Source organism: uncultured Desulfovibrio sp. (assembly GCF_902477725.1).
GTDB lineage: Bacteria > Desulfobacterota > Desulfovibrionia > Desulfovibrionales > Desulfovibrionaceae > Desulfovibrio.
In genome coordinates this window covers 157,733-174,527 of the sequence record NZ_CABSIF010000002.1, presented here as the reverse complement: position 1 = coordinate 174,527, position 16,795 = coordinate 157,733, and the positions used below count along the sequence as shown (strand labels likewise).

Sequence of the window (16,795 nt, the reverse complement as noted above, 5' to 3'; positions counted from 1 at the left end):
AAAACTGCTGCCAAGGGCGCAGGCCGTGCAACGCTGTGTTCTTATACGGCGGTGGGGCCAAGCAGATCAACAGCCTCCTGGTGCACCAGCCCGTTGGAGGCCATGAGCACATCACCAAAATGCATGGCCTCGCCGCGCAAATTGGTAACCTTGCCCCCGGCTTCTTCCACCAGCAGCAGGCCAGCGGCAAAATCCCAGGGTTTCAGCCCTTCTTCATAAAACATATCCAGCCTGCCGCAGGCCACATAGGCCATATCCACCGCCGCCGCGCCTATGCGGCGCAGGCCCTGGCTTTTGGGCAGCACAAGGGAGAGGCGTTCCAGTATTCTGTCGAGCCGTCCGCCAAAGTCATAAGGAAAGCCCGTGGCCACCAGCGCATCACCCAGAGTTTCAGCCTTGCTCACGCTTATGGGCGCGCCGTTGAGGTACGCGCCCTGCCCGCGCTGCGCACTGAAGCATTCGTTCATCATGGGAATGTTGACCACGCCAAGCTCCACACGATCCTTGTTCCAGAGCGCCACTGAGGTCGCCACCTGCGGGATGCGGTGCACAAAGTTGGTTGTGCCGTCCACTGGGTCGATGATCCAGCACAGGCCGTCCGGTTCCTTCTCGCTCTCGCTGCTTTCTTCCGCCATAAAGGCGGCGCCGGGCACAAGGTTTGCCAGTTTTTCCTTCAAAAAGGCTTCCACCGCCAGGTCGGTCTGCGTGACCAGATCAATGCGGCCCTTGTGGCGCACGTTGCTGGGCTTTGCCCAGTGCTCGCGCACGATGTCGCCGCTCTGGCGCACAATTTCCAGACATCCCTGCAAAATATCCTGTGATGCAAACATGGGGCTTCCTTTACGCGTGCGGGTTCTGCAACGCAAAATGCCGCAGGGTGGTCACCCCGCAGCAGACAGTTTTCAAAAGATGGATTGTCGCGGCCTCTCGGCAAGCAACGTGGACACAGCTAGTTAATGAAAACCGAGTGATAGAGCTGGCGGTCAAGCATGGCGCGGGCCGTGCCGCGCAGCACGGTGGTCAGGGGGTCTTTGTCCACAAAAACCTTGAGGCGCGTTTCTCTGGCGATAAACTGATCCAGCCCCTTGAGCAGAGAACCGCCGCCCGCCATGAGCATGCCGTTACGGTAAATATCCGCAGCCAGTTCAGGCGGCGTTTTTTCCAGCGCGCGCATCACTGCGCCAAGGATTGCCAGCACAGGCTCGCGCAAGGCTTCGCGCACATGGCCTTCCGTCACCTTGACCACGCGGGGCGCGCCGCGCACCAGATCCTTGCCCGAAACTTCGAGCACCGGCGCATTGGGCATGGGCATGGCGGAACCAAGAATCTTCTTCACATTTTCCGCTGTATTGTCGCCAACTTCCATGCGAAAAACATCGCGCATGTAGCGTTGCACGGCCATATTCATGGCATCGCCCGCCACGCGCACAGACTGCGCATTGGCAATGCCCGCCATGGTGATAACAGCCACCTCGCTTGTGCCGCCGCCAATGTCGAGCACCAGATTGCCCAGAGGCTCATGAATGGGCAGGTCAGCGCCGATTGCCGCCGCCATGGGTTCCTCGACCATGGCCACATCGGCAGCACCTGCCAGAATGGCCGAGTCGATGACCGCGCGTTTTTCCACCTGGGTGATGCCCGTTGGAATGCAGATGACCATGGAGGGCTTAACCAGCCGCAGCCCGGTAATGGCCTTGCGCACAAAGTAGGAGATCATTTCGCGGGTGATGTCGAAGTCGGCGATGACGCCGTCCTTCATGGGACGCACGGCCTTGATGCGCTGGGGTGTGCGGCCCAGATATTCCTTGGCTGAAGCGCCCACGGCGAGAACAGAATTCTTGTGCGTGTCTATGGCCACCACCGATGGTTCATTGATCACAATGCCATCAGCCCTGGTGTAAAGCAGGGTGTTGGCAGTGCCAAGATCCATGGCAATGTCTTTGGACAAGAATCTGAAGAAACGCCGTAGAATCATATTTAGTATTCTTTTGTTGGCGGAATGGGCGCAGTGTCTGGGTCATAGGCCTGGGGGCCGTCGTTGTGCACCCGCGCTCTGGGCAACATGGTTCTGAGCCGCATTTTGAGATACAGATTTTCCAAAAACAGGGCCAGATGATCCACAGACTGACGCACAAAACTGCGCAGGGATTCGTCTATTTGCCGAGGATTGGTGTGCGCAAGGCAAAGTACGCCGCGCGTGCTTTTGTTGACCATGACAGGCATGCATATGGCAGCCTGAAAATCAGGCATATCCGGCAGTTTGCCAAACAGCACAGTGGCGGGCGCGCCTTCGACGCCTTCGGCTATCACTGGCTGGTCGTTGCGAAAAACCCAGCCTGTTATGCCGCTGCCCATGGGCAGGATAAGCGGTTCTTCACCGGTCAACAGCAGGCGGGCCGATTCGCTCTCAACGCAATATGTTTCGCCCGGTTCGTCCACCGAGGCAAAGGCGCAGTAGTCAAAGCCCGTGGCTTCAACCATGATGCGCAGATAGTTTTGCAAAAACTGGGGCCAGCGCTTGTAGCGAAAGCGCAGATCCTGAATAACGGACAATTCCGCAAAATAACGCGGAATATCCCCTGCAAGCTCCTGCCGTCCGGTGGAACCCTGCTGGCGGGAGATAAGCTCTGCGAACATTTGCAGGATCTTGTGGTCTTTGTCTGAAAAAGAGTACTGTCGCTTGCTGTCAACGCAGAGCGCGCCGCCGGTAGGCACGGGGCAGCCCATAAAGGCCTTGATGTTGGCCTCTTCGCCGCCGGTGTAGTAGCCAAGGTTGCTCTGGCGCTGGTCAAAATTTGGCACAAGCAGAGGTTGCCGGTTACGAACAATCCAGCCGACAAGGCCCTTGCCGGGCAGCACCGATGCGTTGGACGCAATCCTTTCACCCAGGCTGAAGGCAGCCGCAAGGTGGTGCGCTTCGCCTTCTTCGTCAGGCAGAAAAAGGACTACGGAATAAGCGTCAAAAACGCTGCAAACGATGCTCAGAATATGCTTTTCAACAGAGTTGGCGGTCATGGGCACATGGGGTTGATGGTGATGCCGCCCACAGGCGTGACGGCTCTCGGGTAACGCATTTCTTGTAGCAAAGGGCATGCGCCGCCGCAACTTCTTTTGCGCTGTTCCTGCTCGTTGATCCGATGCTGCGGGCCGAGGCTGGCAGCGCTGCGCCCCTAACATCGGGCTTGGCAGCCCCGGTTGATGCCGTTTTTCGGGGAACCTGCATCATTCCTACTGGAAAATATTCTAAAAAGCAGGTAGTAAATAACAAATTTCTATAAGGGATGTGCGGATGATTAAATGGCAAGAGGTATTCAGCAAGGACGGTCTGCCCTGGCAGGACGCTACCCAGTTGTCCTCTTCGCTTGCCCTAAGCGACCTGACACAGCTCAAGAAAATGCTCGATGCCGTGCATATCCGCCTGTGCCTGGTCAAACCATATCAGGAAAACAAGAACTACCCCCTTGTGGAAGCACGCGAGCTCCTGCCCTCTTTTGACAACGACATGTTTGAATACAAAGAGCTGCCCGGCTTTGCCATGGTGGCCTTTGCCCGCCAGCTCGACTATTTTTCAGAAATTTTTCAGTTCGACCGCCTGCACCCCGTAATTACCGAAGGCGACGGCGCCTGCTGCCCGCTGGAAAATCAGGTCATGGTGCAGAACCTGCAGACCCTGGCCTCGCGGCTGCCGCGCGTGCATCAGGATATTTTTCGCCAGCAGTTCCGCTCGTCAGACACGGTTGTGCTTGAAACATACCCGGCCCTCATGCCCTACCTGCTCAGCATGGACAGGGCGCACGTGCTGGCCTGGGGCGCTGACAAGCAGTTTCATCTGGCCGGAATATTCGCCTCCTTTCCTTCGGATATCGACAGCGAACTGAAGCGCTTTGGTATCCGCATCGGCAAGTTCGTATACGGCGACAGCGATATTTACGAACGCAACCGCATGTTTGTGTATCAGTACCTCATGGAGCTTTACGGCTTCCCCATTGTTTCAGAGCGCCGCACCTCGAGCGCGCTTTTTGCCCGCAAGCTGCACAAGATGGGCGAGCGCTTTTTGCTGCGCGTGCTGGGGCAGACGGACAGAACCATCACCACCTACATGGCCAATGGCGAGAACACGCGCTATCCCCTGCTGGAAAAAGTGGCCCTTGTGGCTGTGGACGCCGATCAGGACGAAGCATTGAGCGCCATTGACCGCGATGGATTTTTTCTGGACAAGCCGCGCCGGGTGGTCATTCTGCGCATCAAATACCGCCAGCACACCTTTGACGCCAGCAACGTGCGGCAGGACCGCGCCCTCTCCGTGGTGGCGCAGGAGGTGCTGCACCCCATCACGGGCGAAGCGCTCACCGGGCTTAATATCATCAAGGACACCTCCAACATGTTCCTGCGCCTCAACGACATTGTGCGCGGCGAATATACGGGGCGCATCATTTACAAGCGCACCGAAGTGGTGGAAAACACGGGCACGCACGAAAAGCGGCTCAAGTTCCTCTACAGCTGGCTGACCAAGCATCAGCGGCGCATGATCAGCTATAGTGATGAATTTTTCTCCAATGTAAGCAAGGTGTTGACCAACTACCTCTTTTCGCCCGATAACGACGAAGCCTTTGAGAACCTGCGCGAACTGTATCAGGAAGTCTGCACCCGGTTCAGCTACATTCAGCAGGCCCGGCGTGTGCGCATACTGGAAGACCTGTGCCAGCGCACCTTCAAGGGCGCGCGCATCACCTACCAGCAGATGTTCCGCGAGGCCCTGAACCTGCTCAACGAGCTGAAGTTTGAAATCGTCAGCTTTTTCCCAGGGCTGGTTGACGCCGTGATCGACTGTGTGGAAAGAATCCTGCGCGACAGTTATCTGCAACGCAAATACGTAGAACCGCCGGAAGATACCCTGACCCCGGCAGGTCAGGAAATTCGTAAAAATTACAGACGTCTTGTTTCATTGCAGGACGGGTTCAAGGCTGTGCGCAAGGCGCGCAGCGGCAAGGAAAACGTGGTGGCATGAGCGTACCGTTTTTTTATCTGGCCCCTGAACACTGGGGCGATGCACCTCTTCTTGAAGGGCAGGAAGCCCGGCATCTGGGGCAGGTTCTGCGCGCGGAACCCGGCACCGAAGTGGGCCTCCTGGATGGCCGGGGCCGCTCGGGCATATTTGTGGTGTGCAAGGTGGGCAAAAAAAACGTGCAGCTCCAGCGCGTTTCTGAAACTGTCACCCCTGCTCCGCATTCGCGGGCCATTGTGGCGCTGGCCTACAGCAAGGCCGTGCGGCGCGGCTTTTTTATGGAAAAGGCCGTGGAACTTGGCGCGCATGGCGTATGGCTGTGGCAGGGCGACCACAGTCAGGGAAAACTTTCTGCCGCCGCAGAAGAAGCCTGCCTTGGGCAGATGATTGCAGGGGCAAAGCAGAGCGGCAACCCCTGGCTGCCTGAAGTGCGCGCCCTCTCGGGCGGCGTGGATCAGCTCATCCATCTTTCGCACAGTGCCGACCACCGCATTCTGCCCTGGGAACTCCAGGACGGCGTGCATATGCTCACCCCGGAAATGGCGGGCCAGCCCGGCCTTACCGTCTATGTTATCGGCCCGGAAGGCGGCTTTTCGCAACGTGAGCTGGCAGCTCTGAAAGCCGCCCACTTTGCCGCCGTGAGCCTTGGTGCACGCGTATTGCGCTGTGAAACAGCCGCAACGCTCTGCCTTGGCCTGCACTGGTGGGGTTCGCAGCTTAGCGGCAAGGCCGATGCCACCCAAGGGAGCGGAAAGTGACCGTAAGCAAGCCGCTGCCGGAGCGCATGCGGCCCGATGATCTGGCGCTTTTTCTTGGTCAGACCCACCTTGGCGACCGCCTGCGCTCACTTATGAAGTCCGGGCGTTTGCCCAGCCTGCTGTTTTTCGGCCCGCCCGGCTGCGGCAAATCAACCCTCGCCCTGCTGCTGGCCAAATCATCCGGCAAGCCCTATCTGCGCTTGAGCGCGCCCGAGGCCGGATTGCAGCATCTGAGGCGCTCGCTGACGGGCGTGGAAATTCTTGTGCTGGACGAACTGCACCGGTTTTCCAAGGCGCAGCAGGACTTCTTTTTGCCGCTGGTGGAATCGGGCGACCTGACCCTGCTGGCCACAACCACGGAAAACCCCTCGTTCAGCGTCACGCGTCAGTTGCTTTCACGCCTGCATGTACTGCGGCTGCGCCCCCTTGGCCGCCCTGAACTTATGGAGCTTGCCCGGCGCGGCGCAAAAGACATGCAGCTTGAAATGACCGATGAGGTGGCCGACCTGCTGGCCGGGGTTTCGCACGGCGATGCCCGCACCCTGCTGAATCTTGTGGAGTACGTTGGCGCCCTGCCGGAAGATAGGCGCGATCTGGAGCATATCAAGGCGGCGCTGCCCGAGGTGCTCATCCGGCATGACAAGGACGGCGACAACCACTATGAACTGGCCTCGGCGCTCATCAAGTCCATTCGCGGCAGTGATGTGGATGCGGCCCTGTACTACCTGGCCTGCCTGCTTGAAGGCGGCGAAGACCCGCGCTTTGTGTGCCGCCGCCTGATACTTTCCGCCTCCGAGGATGTGGGGCTGGCCGACCCGGACGCTCTGGGGCTGGCTGTGGCCTGCCAGCAGGCCGTGGAATTTGTGGGCATGCCGGAAGGGTTCATTCCGCTGGCGGAAACCGTCACCTATCTGGCCCTTGCCAAAAAGAGCAACACTTCCTACGCGGCCTATCTCAACGCCGCCCGCGAGGTCAAACTCAACGGAGCGCGCCCGGTGCCGCTGCATCTGCGCAATCCTTCCACACAGTTGCACAAGGAATGGGGCTACGGCAAGGAATACAAGTATCCCCACAACTACCCGGAATCGTGGATCGAGCAGTCATACCTGCCGACAGAACTGGAAGGCCGCAGGTTCTACCAGCCGCGCGACAATGGCGAAGAACCCCGCCTCAGCCAGTGGTGGCGCAAACTGCATAAAATCAAAAAAACGGATGAATAGGCATGAACCCCTTTGTTGACGGCGCATTTGAAGCCAAGTTTCTCACGGGCGACACATACAGCAGTCAGCCTGCAAGTGCGGGCTTTTTCAGCCGTATGCTGCCCTCGCTCAGCTTTTACAGCCGCCTGTTTCTCGGCCCGGTGCGCTGGCTGTGCTCCAGAGCGTCCAAGGGGCAGTGCGACGATGCCGCCTGGGTATATGCCAGCGCGTGGGTGGCAGACCTTATGGAGCGCATGGGCTGCCCCATCAAGATTGAAGGCATGGACGCCATTGAAGCCGTGGACGGCCCCTGCCTGTTTGTGGCCAACCATATGAGCACGCTGGAAACATTCATGCTTCCGGCCATGATCCGGCCCCGCCGCCAGGTGACCTTTGTGGTCAAAAAAAGCCTCACCACCATGCCGTTTTTTGGCCCGGTGATGTGCTCGCGCGACCCCATCGTTGTTGGGCGCGCCAATCCGCGTGAAGACCTCACAGCCGTGCTGAACGGCGGGCTGGAGCGCCTGAAAAAGGGCATCTCCATCATTGTGTTTCCGCAGCATACCCGCTCGCGCCAGTTCAACCCGCAGCAGTTCAATTCCATCGGTGTCAAGCTGGCCAAAAAGGCCGGAGTGCCCATTGTGCCGCTGGCGCTCAAGACCGATGCCTGGGGACAGGGCAAAAAGATTAAAGAGCTGGGCCCGGTAAAACCCGGCCTGACCATACGCTACACCTTTGCAAGCCCCCTCACCATTGCCGGGCAAGGCAAGGAAGAACAGGCGGCAATCTGCCAGCATATTGAAAGCCACCTCGGCAAATGGCAGCAACTGGACGGCATCAACGAATAACTGAATTTTTGTGGATATTTTGCGGATATGACGTTCAGGGGCGGGGTTTACCCCGCCCTTGTTATTTGGGAAGCACTCAGTTTTTTTCAGGCATGGCTAGGCGCTCAGTAGGCCTGCACTTTGCCCTGCCCAAATTTTTCTCCCCGCTCAGGCGGCTCCCCTGCCCTCACCCTCCGCTACCTGTTCAGCACTTTCGGGCTGCTCGGCCCGATTACCATGCCCATCTGCGGCTGCCGCTGCATTTCTGCGCGCCAGATAGCGCTCAAAGTCCTTTACCGCCAGCGGTACGCTGAACAGGTACCCCTGAAACAACGTGCAGCCCATATTCAGCAGGGCCCTTTTCTGCTCGCGTGTTTCCACGCCCTCGGCCACGGTGGTTAAACCAAGGCTTTGCGAAAGTGCGATGATAATGCTGGCGATGGCGGCATCGTTGGGATCTGTGAGCAGATCGCGAATGAAAGAACGGTCAATTTTGAGCTGATCCAGCGGGAGCAGTTTGAGATACGCCATGGATGAATAGCCCGTGCCAAAGTCATCCAGCGAAAACCGGATGCCCAGATTGCTCAACTTGACCATGGACGCTATGATTTCCTGCATGTTCACGGCCAGCTGACTTTCGGTCAGTTCCAGCTTCAGCAGACCTGGGTCAATGCCAGTTTGCCGCACCGCTGCCGTAACATCCCGTACAAAATCACTTTCACGGAACTGGCGGGCGCTTACGTTGATGGCAATTGTCAGACTTGAAAACTCGGGTATCTCAGCCCAGCGCCCAAGCTGGCTGCACGCCTCCCGCACCACCCATGCGCCGATGCGGGCAATCATGCCGTTTTCTTCCGCAAAGGGAATAAAATCGGCAGGCGGCACAATACCACGCTTGGGGTGTTGCCAGCGAATCAGCGCTTCTGCGCCAAACACAGTGTCATCCACGCTGATCAGCGGCTGATAATACAGCACAAACTGCTCAAGGCGTATGGCTTCCTCAAGATCCCGCTCAAGCTCTATGCGCTCCATGACGGTTTGCTGCATGGCCGGATCAAAAAAACGCACGGTATTTCTTCCGGCATCTTTAGCCTGATACATGGCAAGATCCGCCTGCTTGAGCAGTTCATCCGGAGTGATGCTCTGCTTGCCGAACAGGGCAACGCCGATACTGGCTGTGCAGTTGCAGGTAATGCCCTCCAGAAGAATTGGCTCGCGTATGGCAGTGAGAATTTTGCGGCAGATAAGCGCCACGGCTTCAGCAGCCTCCTCGCTGTTACCCGACAGACCGTGCAATAACAAAACAAATTCGTCGCCGCCAAAGCGCGCAACCGTGTCGTCTGCTGGAACAATGGCAAGCAGGCGCTGCCCAACCTGCTTGAGCAGATTGTCGCCGTGTGCGTGACCAAGTGTATCGTTGACCGTCTTGAACCGGTCGAGGTCAATAAACAGCATCGCACTGTACTTACCCGTGCGCATGCCCACCGCAACTGCCTGCCGGATGCGGTCAGTAAGCAGGGGGCGGTTGGCAAGCCCGGTCAGCTGATCGTAGTAGGCCAGCTCATTGATGCGGGCTTCGTTGCGGCGACGCTCTTCTTCCCAGGTAAAATTATCCAGTGCAAAACTGACGTTCAGGGCCATTTCCCCCAAAAGTTCGCGCACCTCTGCATCAAAGGTTTCGGCATCGTCGGCGTAGAGTGTCAAATTTCCAACAACTTCTCCACGTTGGCGCAAGGGGAGTGCTCCAACAGAAAGGAAGCCCGTTCTGCGCACAAGCTGCCACCAGGGCGCAAGCCTGGGGTCAGTTGTGGTGTCGTCTGACCAGACAGACTCGTTGTTTCGGATTGCGCAGCCAGTTGGGCCGGACCCTTTGGGGTCAGACGCCCATACAGATATGTCGAGCTTTTGCAGATCAACATTGCTCAGGCCAAATGACGCAACGGGCTGCACGTTGCCAGTCTGCTTTTCAACAAGACCGATCCAGGCTCCCTTCATGCCGCCAGCTTCCACCGCAGCCCGGCAGACCTCTGCAAAAAGGTCGTTTCTGCCAGAACAGCGCACAATGGCCTGATTGCACCTGCTGAGCGCCGCGTACATTTGTGAAATACGGTTTGCCCGCCCCTGCGCAAATTTTCTTTCACTTATATCCGTACACAAAAATGCTATGATTCCAGCTTCTGAGCGATAGGCAACAATATCTGCCCACAGGTTGTTGCCAGCAAGGTAAAATTCAAAATGAGACGGTTCACCGGTTTCCGCAGTGACTATGAGCGGATTCACCCAGCGGGCTGTTTCGCTGGTTTTGGGGCTGATTCTTTCCAGCAGCGTTTTGCCGATAACGTCTTCCCGCCCCGCCTTGAATACATCGCAGTAGGCCTGGTTGATCTCAACCAGTCTGAAATCGCAAATTTTCCCGTCTGGCGCGAAGACCGGCTCGCACAGGGCCATGCCTGCCTGCATATTGTCAAAAAGGCCTTTATAGCGCTTTTCGCCCAATTCAAGAGCCTTGAGCTGACGGGTGTAGCTCATGCCGCTCCAGAATGAGATAAAGACGCAGACTATCCATAAAAAACCCAGTGAAAAAATGTCCTGCCGCCATTTGGCAAGTACGGCCTGCTCATACAGGCCAATAGAAAGATACAGGGGCCATTGACGGAGCTTGCGATAAAACGCGATCCTTTTTTTATCGCCAAAATCTGCACGCCTGTGCTGGTAGATGCTTGGGGCGGCATCGCGTTCAATAAGTTTTCGCAACGGGGGCGACGGCTTGGCGTCAAGCCAGAAACGCCCGCGCGGGTACTGCGTGACAAGGCCCAGCTTTTTGTCCCACAGGGTGGCCACGGCGCTTGAGCCCACAATGACGGCTGAAGCCATGATGTCCGAAAACATATCTATGGAGACAGCACAGGCCACAACGCCGCCAAACGAACCATCGGGCAACAAATAGCGCATGGAAAGCACAATGATGGGGCGCGTCCACAACTGGCTGTAAAAAGGATGGGAAATAACAAGCCCAGGGGAGGGATTATTGCGCAGCTGAACAAAGTGGTCGGCGTTGGTGATGGACATCTCGCCAGAAAGCGCACGGGGAGAAGCGTACACTACCCGCCCCTGCGTATTTGTCAGCAAAAAGCCAAGAGTGTCCGGCAGGCGTTCATCAAGGTTTTTGCCATAGGCTTCAAAGCGTTCCCATGAAACATCGCCGTGCAGTGCCTGCTGTTGCGCTTCATCAACCGCGCCCAGCAGGGCAAGATTGATTTTCTCAAAACGCCAGGAAAGAACGTCGTCTATGGATCGGGAAACGCTTTCAAGCGTGTTGGCGGCTGTGGCGAGTTCCTGCTGCCTGCTCCCCACCAGGGCAAAAATAATAATGCCCAGAACAAGCAGGTTGATTATGGCAATGACCCATAGCTGCTTGTGGGAATGCAGCCGGGATGATTTGCTGCGTTCAGACTCTGAACGAATGTTTGGCTGGGAATCAGTCATATGAACCCCGCATCGGCAGAATGCGTCAACTCCCAAGAAACAGAACATCTGGCAGCAAATGGAGGCAAAGGAGGCCATGCAGCATTCAACAAAAAGTGAACGACAAAAGGCTGTTACGGAAATATGAAAATTAAAAACCTATAGCAATTAACCTACTCCAAATCTTTGTTCCAAGCAAGTTCATGACCCGATATTATAAACTGGTATGGCATAATTACGCAGTTTGAAACCTCAAATGCACAAGAAATCAGCCCTCTGAAACTCGATTTTTTCCCATTCTTTTTGCATGGTAAAGCGCAGTATCCGCCCTGTGGATCAGGCTGTCCTGAGTATCATAGGGGCGCATTTCTGCAAGGCCGATGCTCACTGTACAGTGCAGGCCGTCTGCAAAACTGAATTCTTCAATACGGTGGCGAAGCTTTTCTGCAATTTCCCCGGCTGCATTGGCATCTGTTTCAGGCAAAAGCACAAGAAACTCCTCCCCACCCCAGCGCCCGGCAACATCCTGCGGGCGCAGCACATCGACAGCCAGGGCGCTCAGGGCCTGCAACACAGCGTCACCAGCAAGATGCCCAAAGGTATCGTTGACATTTTTAAAGTTGTCCACATCCAGCAACAGCACGGAAAGAGGAACTTCTCGCTGGTGCGCACGCAGCATGGCCTCGGCCATATCGCCAGAAAGTTTTTGCCGGTTGGCAAGGCCTGTGAGCTTGTCTGTATTTGAAATATGCAGCAGCACTGCATTCAGCCGCCGTAGCCGATACGTCCAGTAGCCCCAGAGCAAGGCAATGACAGCGCCTATCCCGCCGCCAAAAAGAAACCACCTGGGGTTGATGGCTGACTGCACATTGATGGAAATGTGCTGATTTACCACCCTTCCCCGTTCCTGCGGTGTTATGGACATCACGCCCTTGTCCAGAATATTGCGCAGGGTGACATCACCCTTGCTTACGCCAATGCGCAGGTGGTTCATGTACATGGGCAATTGCCCGGCAATTTTCAGATTGAACAGCCCGTTTGTGCGTATGGTGTAGGCGGCCACCATCAGGGAACGCATGGTCATGGAGCTGCGGCGGCTTGAGACCATTTTCATGGCCTCATCCTCTGACCGCACAAGCTTGATCTCAAGATTGGGATACCGCTCCCTGATCAAACCTTCCATTGCCGTGCCTTCGGGAAAGACGATGGATTCGTGCTCAAGCGCTGCCGGGTCAGAAATATAATGATGTTCTTCGCGGGTTATGAACACGTTGGGGTCACTGAACAGGGGCGAGGTAAAGATAAGCCATTCACTGCGTTCAGTGGTCTGATTGAGAAAACTCAGCACCTTGCACTGTCCGCTTTTGGAAAAAGCCAGGCTTTCATTCCAGTCGGCGGTGCGCACCAGCTCAAACTCAAGGCCGGTTCTGTCTGCGACCAGCGCCAGAAGATCGGCTGCAATGCCCACGTGTTTTCCCGATGCGTCTATCTGCTCATAAGGAACCCAATCAGGGTCAACACACAGGGTAACTTTTCTATGTTCGCGCAGGTAGGTCTGCTCGGTGGGGGTGAGGCTCACATCACCAATATGCGCGATAGCCGTATCGAACGCGCATGCCCCACCTGGCAATGCCTGCAAAACAAGCCAGACAAGCCCACAGCACAATATTTTGGAGACGCGGTTGATTGCGGCAACGAGTTGAATTGACATCCACTCTCCCAGGCTTGAACACAGGCCGCTTTTTACAGCAGCGAGATCACTTGCTTGTACAGCCATAAAACCGTGCGAACCCAAAAATCCGCTTACGACCTGCCCCCGGCGGTGAAACAATCATTCCATAACCTGCATATGAATGATTTTCGTCAGTCCTGCAATGGCAGAAAGGGGATCCACGCTATTTTCAAAAACTTGGAAACGAGAGGTGGGAGAGCAAAAGAACCTGCCACTACCGCATGATAAAAGCCCGCTCGGGCCTGAAACCGCAGGCTACTGCGCTTTCCTGAACCGGAACGGGCTTTTAACAAACAGCCGAAACAGTGGAATCAGGCAGCCCGCACCTTGCGGGTCGTGCCAAGCCTGGCAGCTTTTTTGACATAGGGCGCGTACTGCGCATCCATGCCCATAATGTGCTCCACAAGCCAGTCTTTGAGGAAGGAAAGCAGATCCATGCTCAGGGTTATTGTTCCCTGCTTGAGGCCCTGCTCCACTTCATTGACCTTGGCCTCAAAGTCACGATGGATCTGAAGATGTTCCTTGGTGGAGGGGTAATCGGTGCGGACAAAGTGCTTTTCTTCATCCCTGAAGTGTGTACTGGTGTAGTCGCGGAGCTTGCGCAGAATGCCAAGCATTTCCTGCGCGCTGCTATTATTGGTCATGGCGCTGTGCAGATCGTTAATATAGTCAACAAGCAGGCGATGCTGGCTGTCTATATCATTTATGCCAAGATCCATATTACGCGTCCACTGCACAAACTTGCTTGAAGATGCACGATCATAGTCGCCGCTTGCCAGGGCGCTTACAATCATGTCCAGCTCTTCCATGCCGCCCTGAAATGTCAGAAGCGCAGCAGTAAAGACCTTCATATTGCCAGAGGTCTGCTCCGCCACTATGCGGATTTCATCCAGGGCTTTATTGGCGTCTTCAATATTTTCCGACTGCACTCCGGCGGTGGCGGCCACAGCCTGCAAATGCTGGGCTGTGCCGGACATGGTCTCCAAAATTTCGCGCATGCGCTCGCCAGCCACAGAGGCGGAACTGGCCCCTTCAAGGCTGAGACGCGCGGCGGCATCCACAGTTTCGGCATTACGGTGGGCCTCATGCTGAATTGCCTTCACTGCGTCTTCAACTTCCCGCGTGGCGCCCATGGTTTTTTCTGCCAGCTTGCGCACTTCGTCAGCCACAACGGCAAAACCGCGCCCGGCTTCACCAGCCCGCGCCGCCTCAATAGCTGCGTTAAGGGCCAGCAGGTTGGTCTGGTCGGCAACTTCATTGATGACAGCCATCACCTTGCCAATATTGCTGGCTTTTTCTCCAAGACCTGCCATGGCTTCCTTGAGCTGCACAATGGTATTTTTGAGTTGCTCAATGGAACTAACAGCGCCGTCAACCTGCTCCTTGCTGGCAGATGCGCTGCCGCTGGCCGTTTGCGCGTTTTCCGAAAGCTCGCGTACGCGCATGGATGATTCGTGCGCCCCCTGAGAGACTGCGTCCATAGCGCCGCCGGTTTCGTTCAGGCGGTCGCGCTGCACGGCAACCCCCTGGTTCACTTCCGTAACCAGGGTTGCAAGGTTCTGGGCTTCGCCAGAGAGTTTGGCGCAAACAGTATGCGCCTTGCGCAGCACGGTATCGCCCTTTTCAAATTTCTCACTCAAGGCTGTATTTTCGGCCTGCGCCGCTTGCAGCTTTGCCTGAAGCGCCGCATTGGTGGCTTCAAGCCCGACAGTGCGTTGCCGCTCGGCAGCCAGATTATCTTCTGCAGAACGCAGCCGCCCAAGGCAATAGGCAAGGCGTTCCTGATTATTGGCGCCCCCGGATTCGCCAGCGCGACCGGCAACTTCATCCATCTGCTCGCGCAGTTGCCTGGCCTCCGCCAGGGCGCGCAACCACATAATTGCATCCACCGCCAGGCAGGCAGCCACACCACCCAAGGCAAACCACAACAATCCGTCAATTTTTCCAACAACCGCAAAAATAACCAGCATGGCCAGAGCAAACGCATGGGAAATAAAAACCATAAACCCATCCTTGTCGGAAAACGGATAATTGTGCCCGAGGCTGAGAAAAACAGCCTCCCGGTAAACCAAGCAGAATGATCATATTATCGTTTATCGGACAAAACAAGCGGCACCAATAGCGCAAATTTTGAAAAAAATGTTACATTTAAGCGTCTAACTAAAATCTGGAGGGCAGCACGCGCGAGGTCAGCGCAAGCGGATGTCATATTGACACCAGGGCTAATATTTATAATGATGCCGAGGTATTTTAATGAAAATTTTGACGCAGGTGTTCTGCCGCAAGCATAACCGCTTGTGGTTCCTGCACTCTCGGGAGCGATTTCACCTTGTAATCGCTCTTAAGGCTGTGCGAGCTTTTTACCCGCACGGGGTAAATGCCTGAACATGTGACGTAAAATTTTGCGAATGCATTTTCGCATCATTTAATTGCTCAAGAGCGCAGCGACGCCTCCCCCCCAAGGCACCAGTCAGCGATGGATCATGCACCGCTAAGCGCCGCATGGTTTGATGTATTTTTCTTTGCCGGTTGCCGCGTATCGTTCACAGAAGCGTGAAGCGGCGTGCGCTGAACCATGATAGCGCACCCGGCTTTCTTGCCTGCCAGCATCGGCGCGCCCGATGAGCGCAGACACTGCACTCTGGCAGGAACTCAGGGAAACTGTTTGCCGTGGACGTGCCCTTGCACACCGGCACCCCATCAAAACCAGAGCACCGTGGATACTGAATGCGGGGCTTGGCTTTCATGGGTCTGGCAAACACCATTTTCCGGGTAGTTTTCTTGGGCGGCGCTGCTATTTGGCAACGGGGCGCCGTCTTCCGTAAATGCCATTCCAGGAGGAAACCATGGCGCTGAAGAAATCCATTTTGTCCGCTCTTGCGGCTCTGCTTCTGCTGACCTCTGTTCAGGGCGGTCAGGCGCAGGCAGAGGAACTCACCGGCACCTTGAAAAAAATCAAGGATACCGGCGTGATTGTTGTGGGTCACCGTGAATCTTCCGTGCCTTTTTCCTACTACGATCTTCAGCAGAACGTTATCGGCTACGCACAGGACTATTCCAACAAGGTTGTGGAAGCCGTTAAAAAACAGCTGAACATGCCCAACCTCCAGGTGCGCTTTGTGCCCATCACCTCGCAGAACCGCATTCCCCTGCTGCAAAACGGCACCTTTGATTTCGAGTGTGGCTCGACCACCAACAACCTGGAACGTCAGCAGCAGGTTGACTTCTCCAACACCTTTTTTATCATCGGCACCCGCTTGCTGGTCAACAAAGACTCCGGCATCACGGACTTTGACGGCCTGAAGGGCAAGAACGTTGCCGTGACCTCCGGCACCACGTCTGAAAAGCTGCTGAACAAGATGAATGACGAGAAGGGCCTCGCCATCAACATCATCAGCGTAAAAGACCACGGCGATGCGTTCCGCACTGTGGAATCTGGCCGCGCTGTGGCCTTCTTTATGGATGACGCCCTGCTTGCCGGCGAACGCGCCAAGGCCAAAAAGCCCGCTGACTGGATCATCGTGGGTACCCCGCAGAGCTTTGAAGCCTACGGCTGCATGGTGCGCAAGGGTGATGCCCAGTTCAAGAAGCTGCTTGACGACGTGATTGCCGCGGAACAGGGCAACGGCAACGCCGAAAAGTCCTTTAACCGCTGGTTCATGCAGCCGATTCCGCCCAAGAACATGAACATGAATTTTGAAATGTCTGACGAAATGAAGGCTCTTTTCAAGGCCCCCAACGACAAGGCCCTGAACTGATTTTAGGCATGCCCGGGAGCTTCAGGCGCAAGCGGGCGCTCCCGGGCATGC

Annotated in this window: 11 protein-coding genes; 5 read left to right on the top strand and 6 right to left on the bottom strand. The window is 56.1% G+C overall.

Features of this window, described 5'->3' with window-relative positions:
• Positions 1-41 precede the first annotated feature (41 nt).
• The 3 genes from RDK48_RS02225 to RDK48_RS02215 form a co-directional block, all read right to left on the bottom strand.
• Positions 42-830 (bottom strand): inositol monophosphatase family protein, encoded by a 789-nt coding sequence (locus RDK48_RS02225; RefSeq protein WP_298994289.1) that lies wholly within the window; start codon positions 828-830, stop codon positions 42-44.
• A gap of 119 nt (positions 831-949) precedes the next feature.
• Positions 950-1,975: a rod shape-determining protein gene (locus RDK48_RS02220; RefSeq protein WP_022659408.1), complete on the bottom strand. Its 1,026-nt coding sequence runs from the start codon at positions 1,973-1,975 to the stop codon at positions 950-952.
• Positions 1,976-1,977: 2 nt separating this feature from the next.
• On the bottom strand, positions 1,978-3,093 hold the full coding sequence (locus RDK48_RS02215) for a GAF domain-containing protein (RefSeq protein ID WP_298994291.1): 1,116 nt from the start codon (positions 3,091-3,093) through the stop codon (positions 1,978-1,980).
• A 196-nt stretch (positions 3,094-3,289) separates the two neighbouring features.
• Between RDK48_RS02215 and RDK48_RS02210 the strand changes: the two genes are divergently transcribed.
• Genes RDK48_RS02210 through RDK48_RS02195 form a run of 4 tightly spaced genes read left to right on the top strand, consistent with a single transcriptional unit; the run spans position 3,290 to position 7,810 of the window.
• On the top strand, positions 3,290-5,008 hold the full coding sequence (locus tag RDK48_RS02210; protein WP_298994293.1) for a hypothetical protein: 1,719 nt from the start codon (positions 3,290-3,292) through the stop codon (positions 5,006-5,008).
• Entirely contained in the window at positions 5,005-5,763 is a 759-nt protein-coding gene (locus RDK48_RS02205) for a 16S rRNA (uracil(1498)-N(3))-methyltransferase (RefSeq protein ID WP_298994294.1), read from the top strand. The genes RDK48_RS02210 and RDK48_RS02205 overlap by 4 nt, the downstream gene beginning before the upstream one ends.
• Positions 5,760-6,983, top strand: a complete 1,224-nt coding sequence (locus RDK48_RS02200) for a replication-associated recombination protein A (RefSeq protein WP_298994295.1) — start codon at positions 5,760-5,762, stop codon at positions 6,981-6,983. Before RDK48_RS02205 ends, RDK48_RS02200 begins: the two co-directional genes overlap by 4 nt.
• A gap of 2 nt (positions 6,984-6,985) precedes the next feature.
• Positions 6,986-7,810 (top strand): 1-acyl-sn-glycerol-3-phosphate acyltransferase, encoded by an 825-nt coding sequence (locus RDK48_RS02195; protein WP_298994296.1) that lies wholly within the window; start codon positions 6,986-6,988, stop codon positions 7,808-7,810.
• 147 nt (positions 7,811-7,957) lie between these two features.
• Here the strand turns inward: RDK48_RS02195 and RDK48_RS02190 are convergent, their stop codons facing one another.
• From RDK48_RS02190 to RDK48_RS02180, 3 genes are all read right to left on the bottom strand, one after another.
• Positions 7,958-11,275 carry an EAL domain-containing protein gene (locus RDK48_RS02190; RefSeq protein WP_298994297.1) on the bottom strand — a complete coding sequence of 1,106 codons (3,318 nt, stop codon included), beginning with the start codon at positions 11,273-11,275 and terminating at the stop codon, positions 7,958-7,960.
• A gap of 247 nt (positions 11,276-11,522) precedes the next feature.
• The gene (locus RDK48_RS02185) at positions 11,523-12,965 is read right to left on the bottom strand and encodes a diguanylate cyclase (RefSeq protein ID WP_298994299.1); all 1,443 of its coding nucleotides are present in this window, start codon (positions 12,963-12,965) and stop codon (positions 11,523-11,525) included.
• A 332-nt stretch (positions 12,966-13,297) separates the two neighbouring features.
• Positions 13,298-14,989: a bacteriohemerythrin gene (locus tag RDK48_RS02180; protein ID WP_298994300.1), complete on the bottom strand. Its 1,692-nt coding sequence runs from the start codon at positions 14,987-14,989 to the stop codon at positions 13,298-13,300.
• Between the two features lie 843 nt (positions 14,990-15,832).
• On the opposite strand from RDK48_RS02180, the gene RDK48_RS02175 reads away from it, so the two are divergent.
• On the top strand, positions 15,833-16,744 hold the full coding sequence (locus RDK48_RS02175) for a glutamate/aspartate ABC transporter substrate-binding protein (protein WP_298994301.1): 912 nt from the start codon (positions 15,833-15,835) through the stop codon (positions 16,742-16,744).
• Positions 16,745-16,795: the final 51 nt, after the last annotated feature.

Bases quoted from the DNA above. Each gene is read 5' to 3' on its own strand.
- RDK48_RS02175 (WP_298994301.1), top strand. From the start codon at position 15,833: ATGGCGCTGAAGAAATCCATTTTGTCCGCTCTTGCGGCTCTGCTTCTG.
- RDK48_RS02210 (WP_298994293.1), top strand. From the start codon at position 3,290: ATGATTAAATGGCAAGAGGTATTCAGCAAGGACGGTCTGCCCTGGCAG.
- RDK48_RS02195 (WP_298994296.1), top strand. From the start codon at position 6,986: ATGAACCCCTTTGTTGACGGCGCATTTGAAGCCAAGTTTCTCACGGGC.
- RDK48_RS02180 (WP_298994300.1), bottom strand. From the start codon at position 14,989: ATGGTTTTTATTTCCCATGCGTTTGCTCTGGCCATGCTGGTTATTTTT.
- RDK48_RS02215 (WP_298994291.1), bottom strand. From the start codon at position 3,093: ATGCCCTTTGCTACAAGAAATGCGTTACCCGAGAGCCGTCACGCCTGT.
- RDK48_RS02220 (WP_022659408.1), bottom strand. From the start codon at position 1,975: ATGATTCTACGGCGTTTCTTCAGATTCTTGTCCAAAGACATTGCCATG.
- RDK48_RS02190 (WP_298994297.1), bottom strand. From the start codon at position 11,275: ATGACTGATTCCCAGCCAAACATTCGTTCAGAGTCTGAACGCAGCAAA.
- RDK48_RS02205 (WP_298994294.1), top strand. From the start codon at position 5,005: ATGAGCGTACCGTTTTTTTATCTGGCCCCTGAACACTGGGGCGATGCA.
- RDK48_RS02225 (WP_298994289.1), bottom strand. From the start codon at position 830: ATGTTTGCATCACAGGATATTTTGCAGGGATGTCTGGAAATTGTGCGC.
- RDK48_RS02185 (WP_298994299.1), bottom strand. From the start codon at position 12,965: ATGTCAATTCAACTCGTTGCCGCAATCAACCGCGTCTCCAAAATATTG.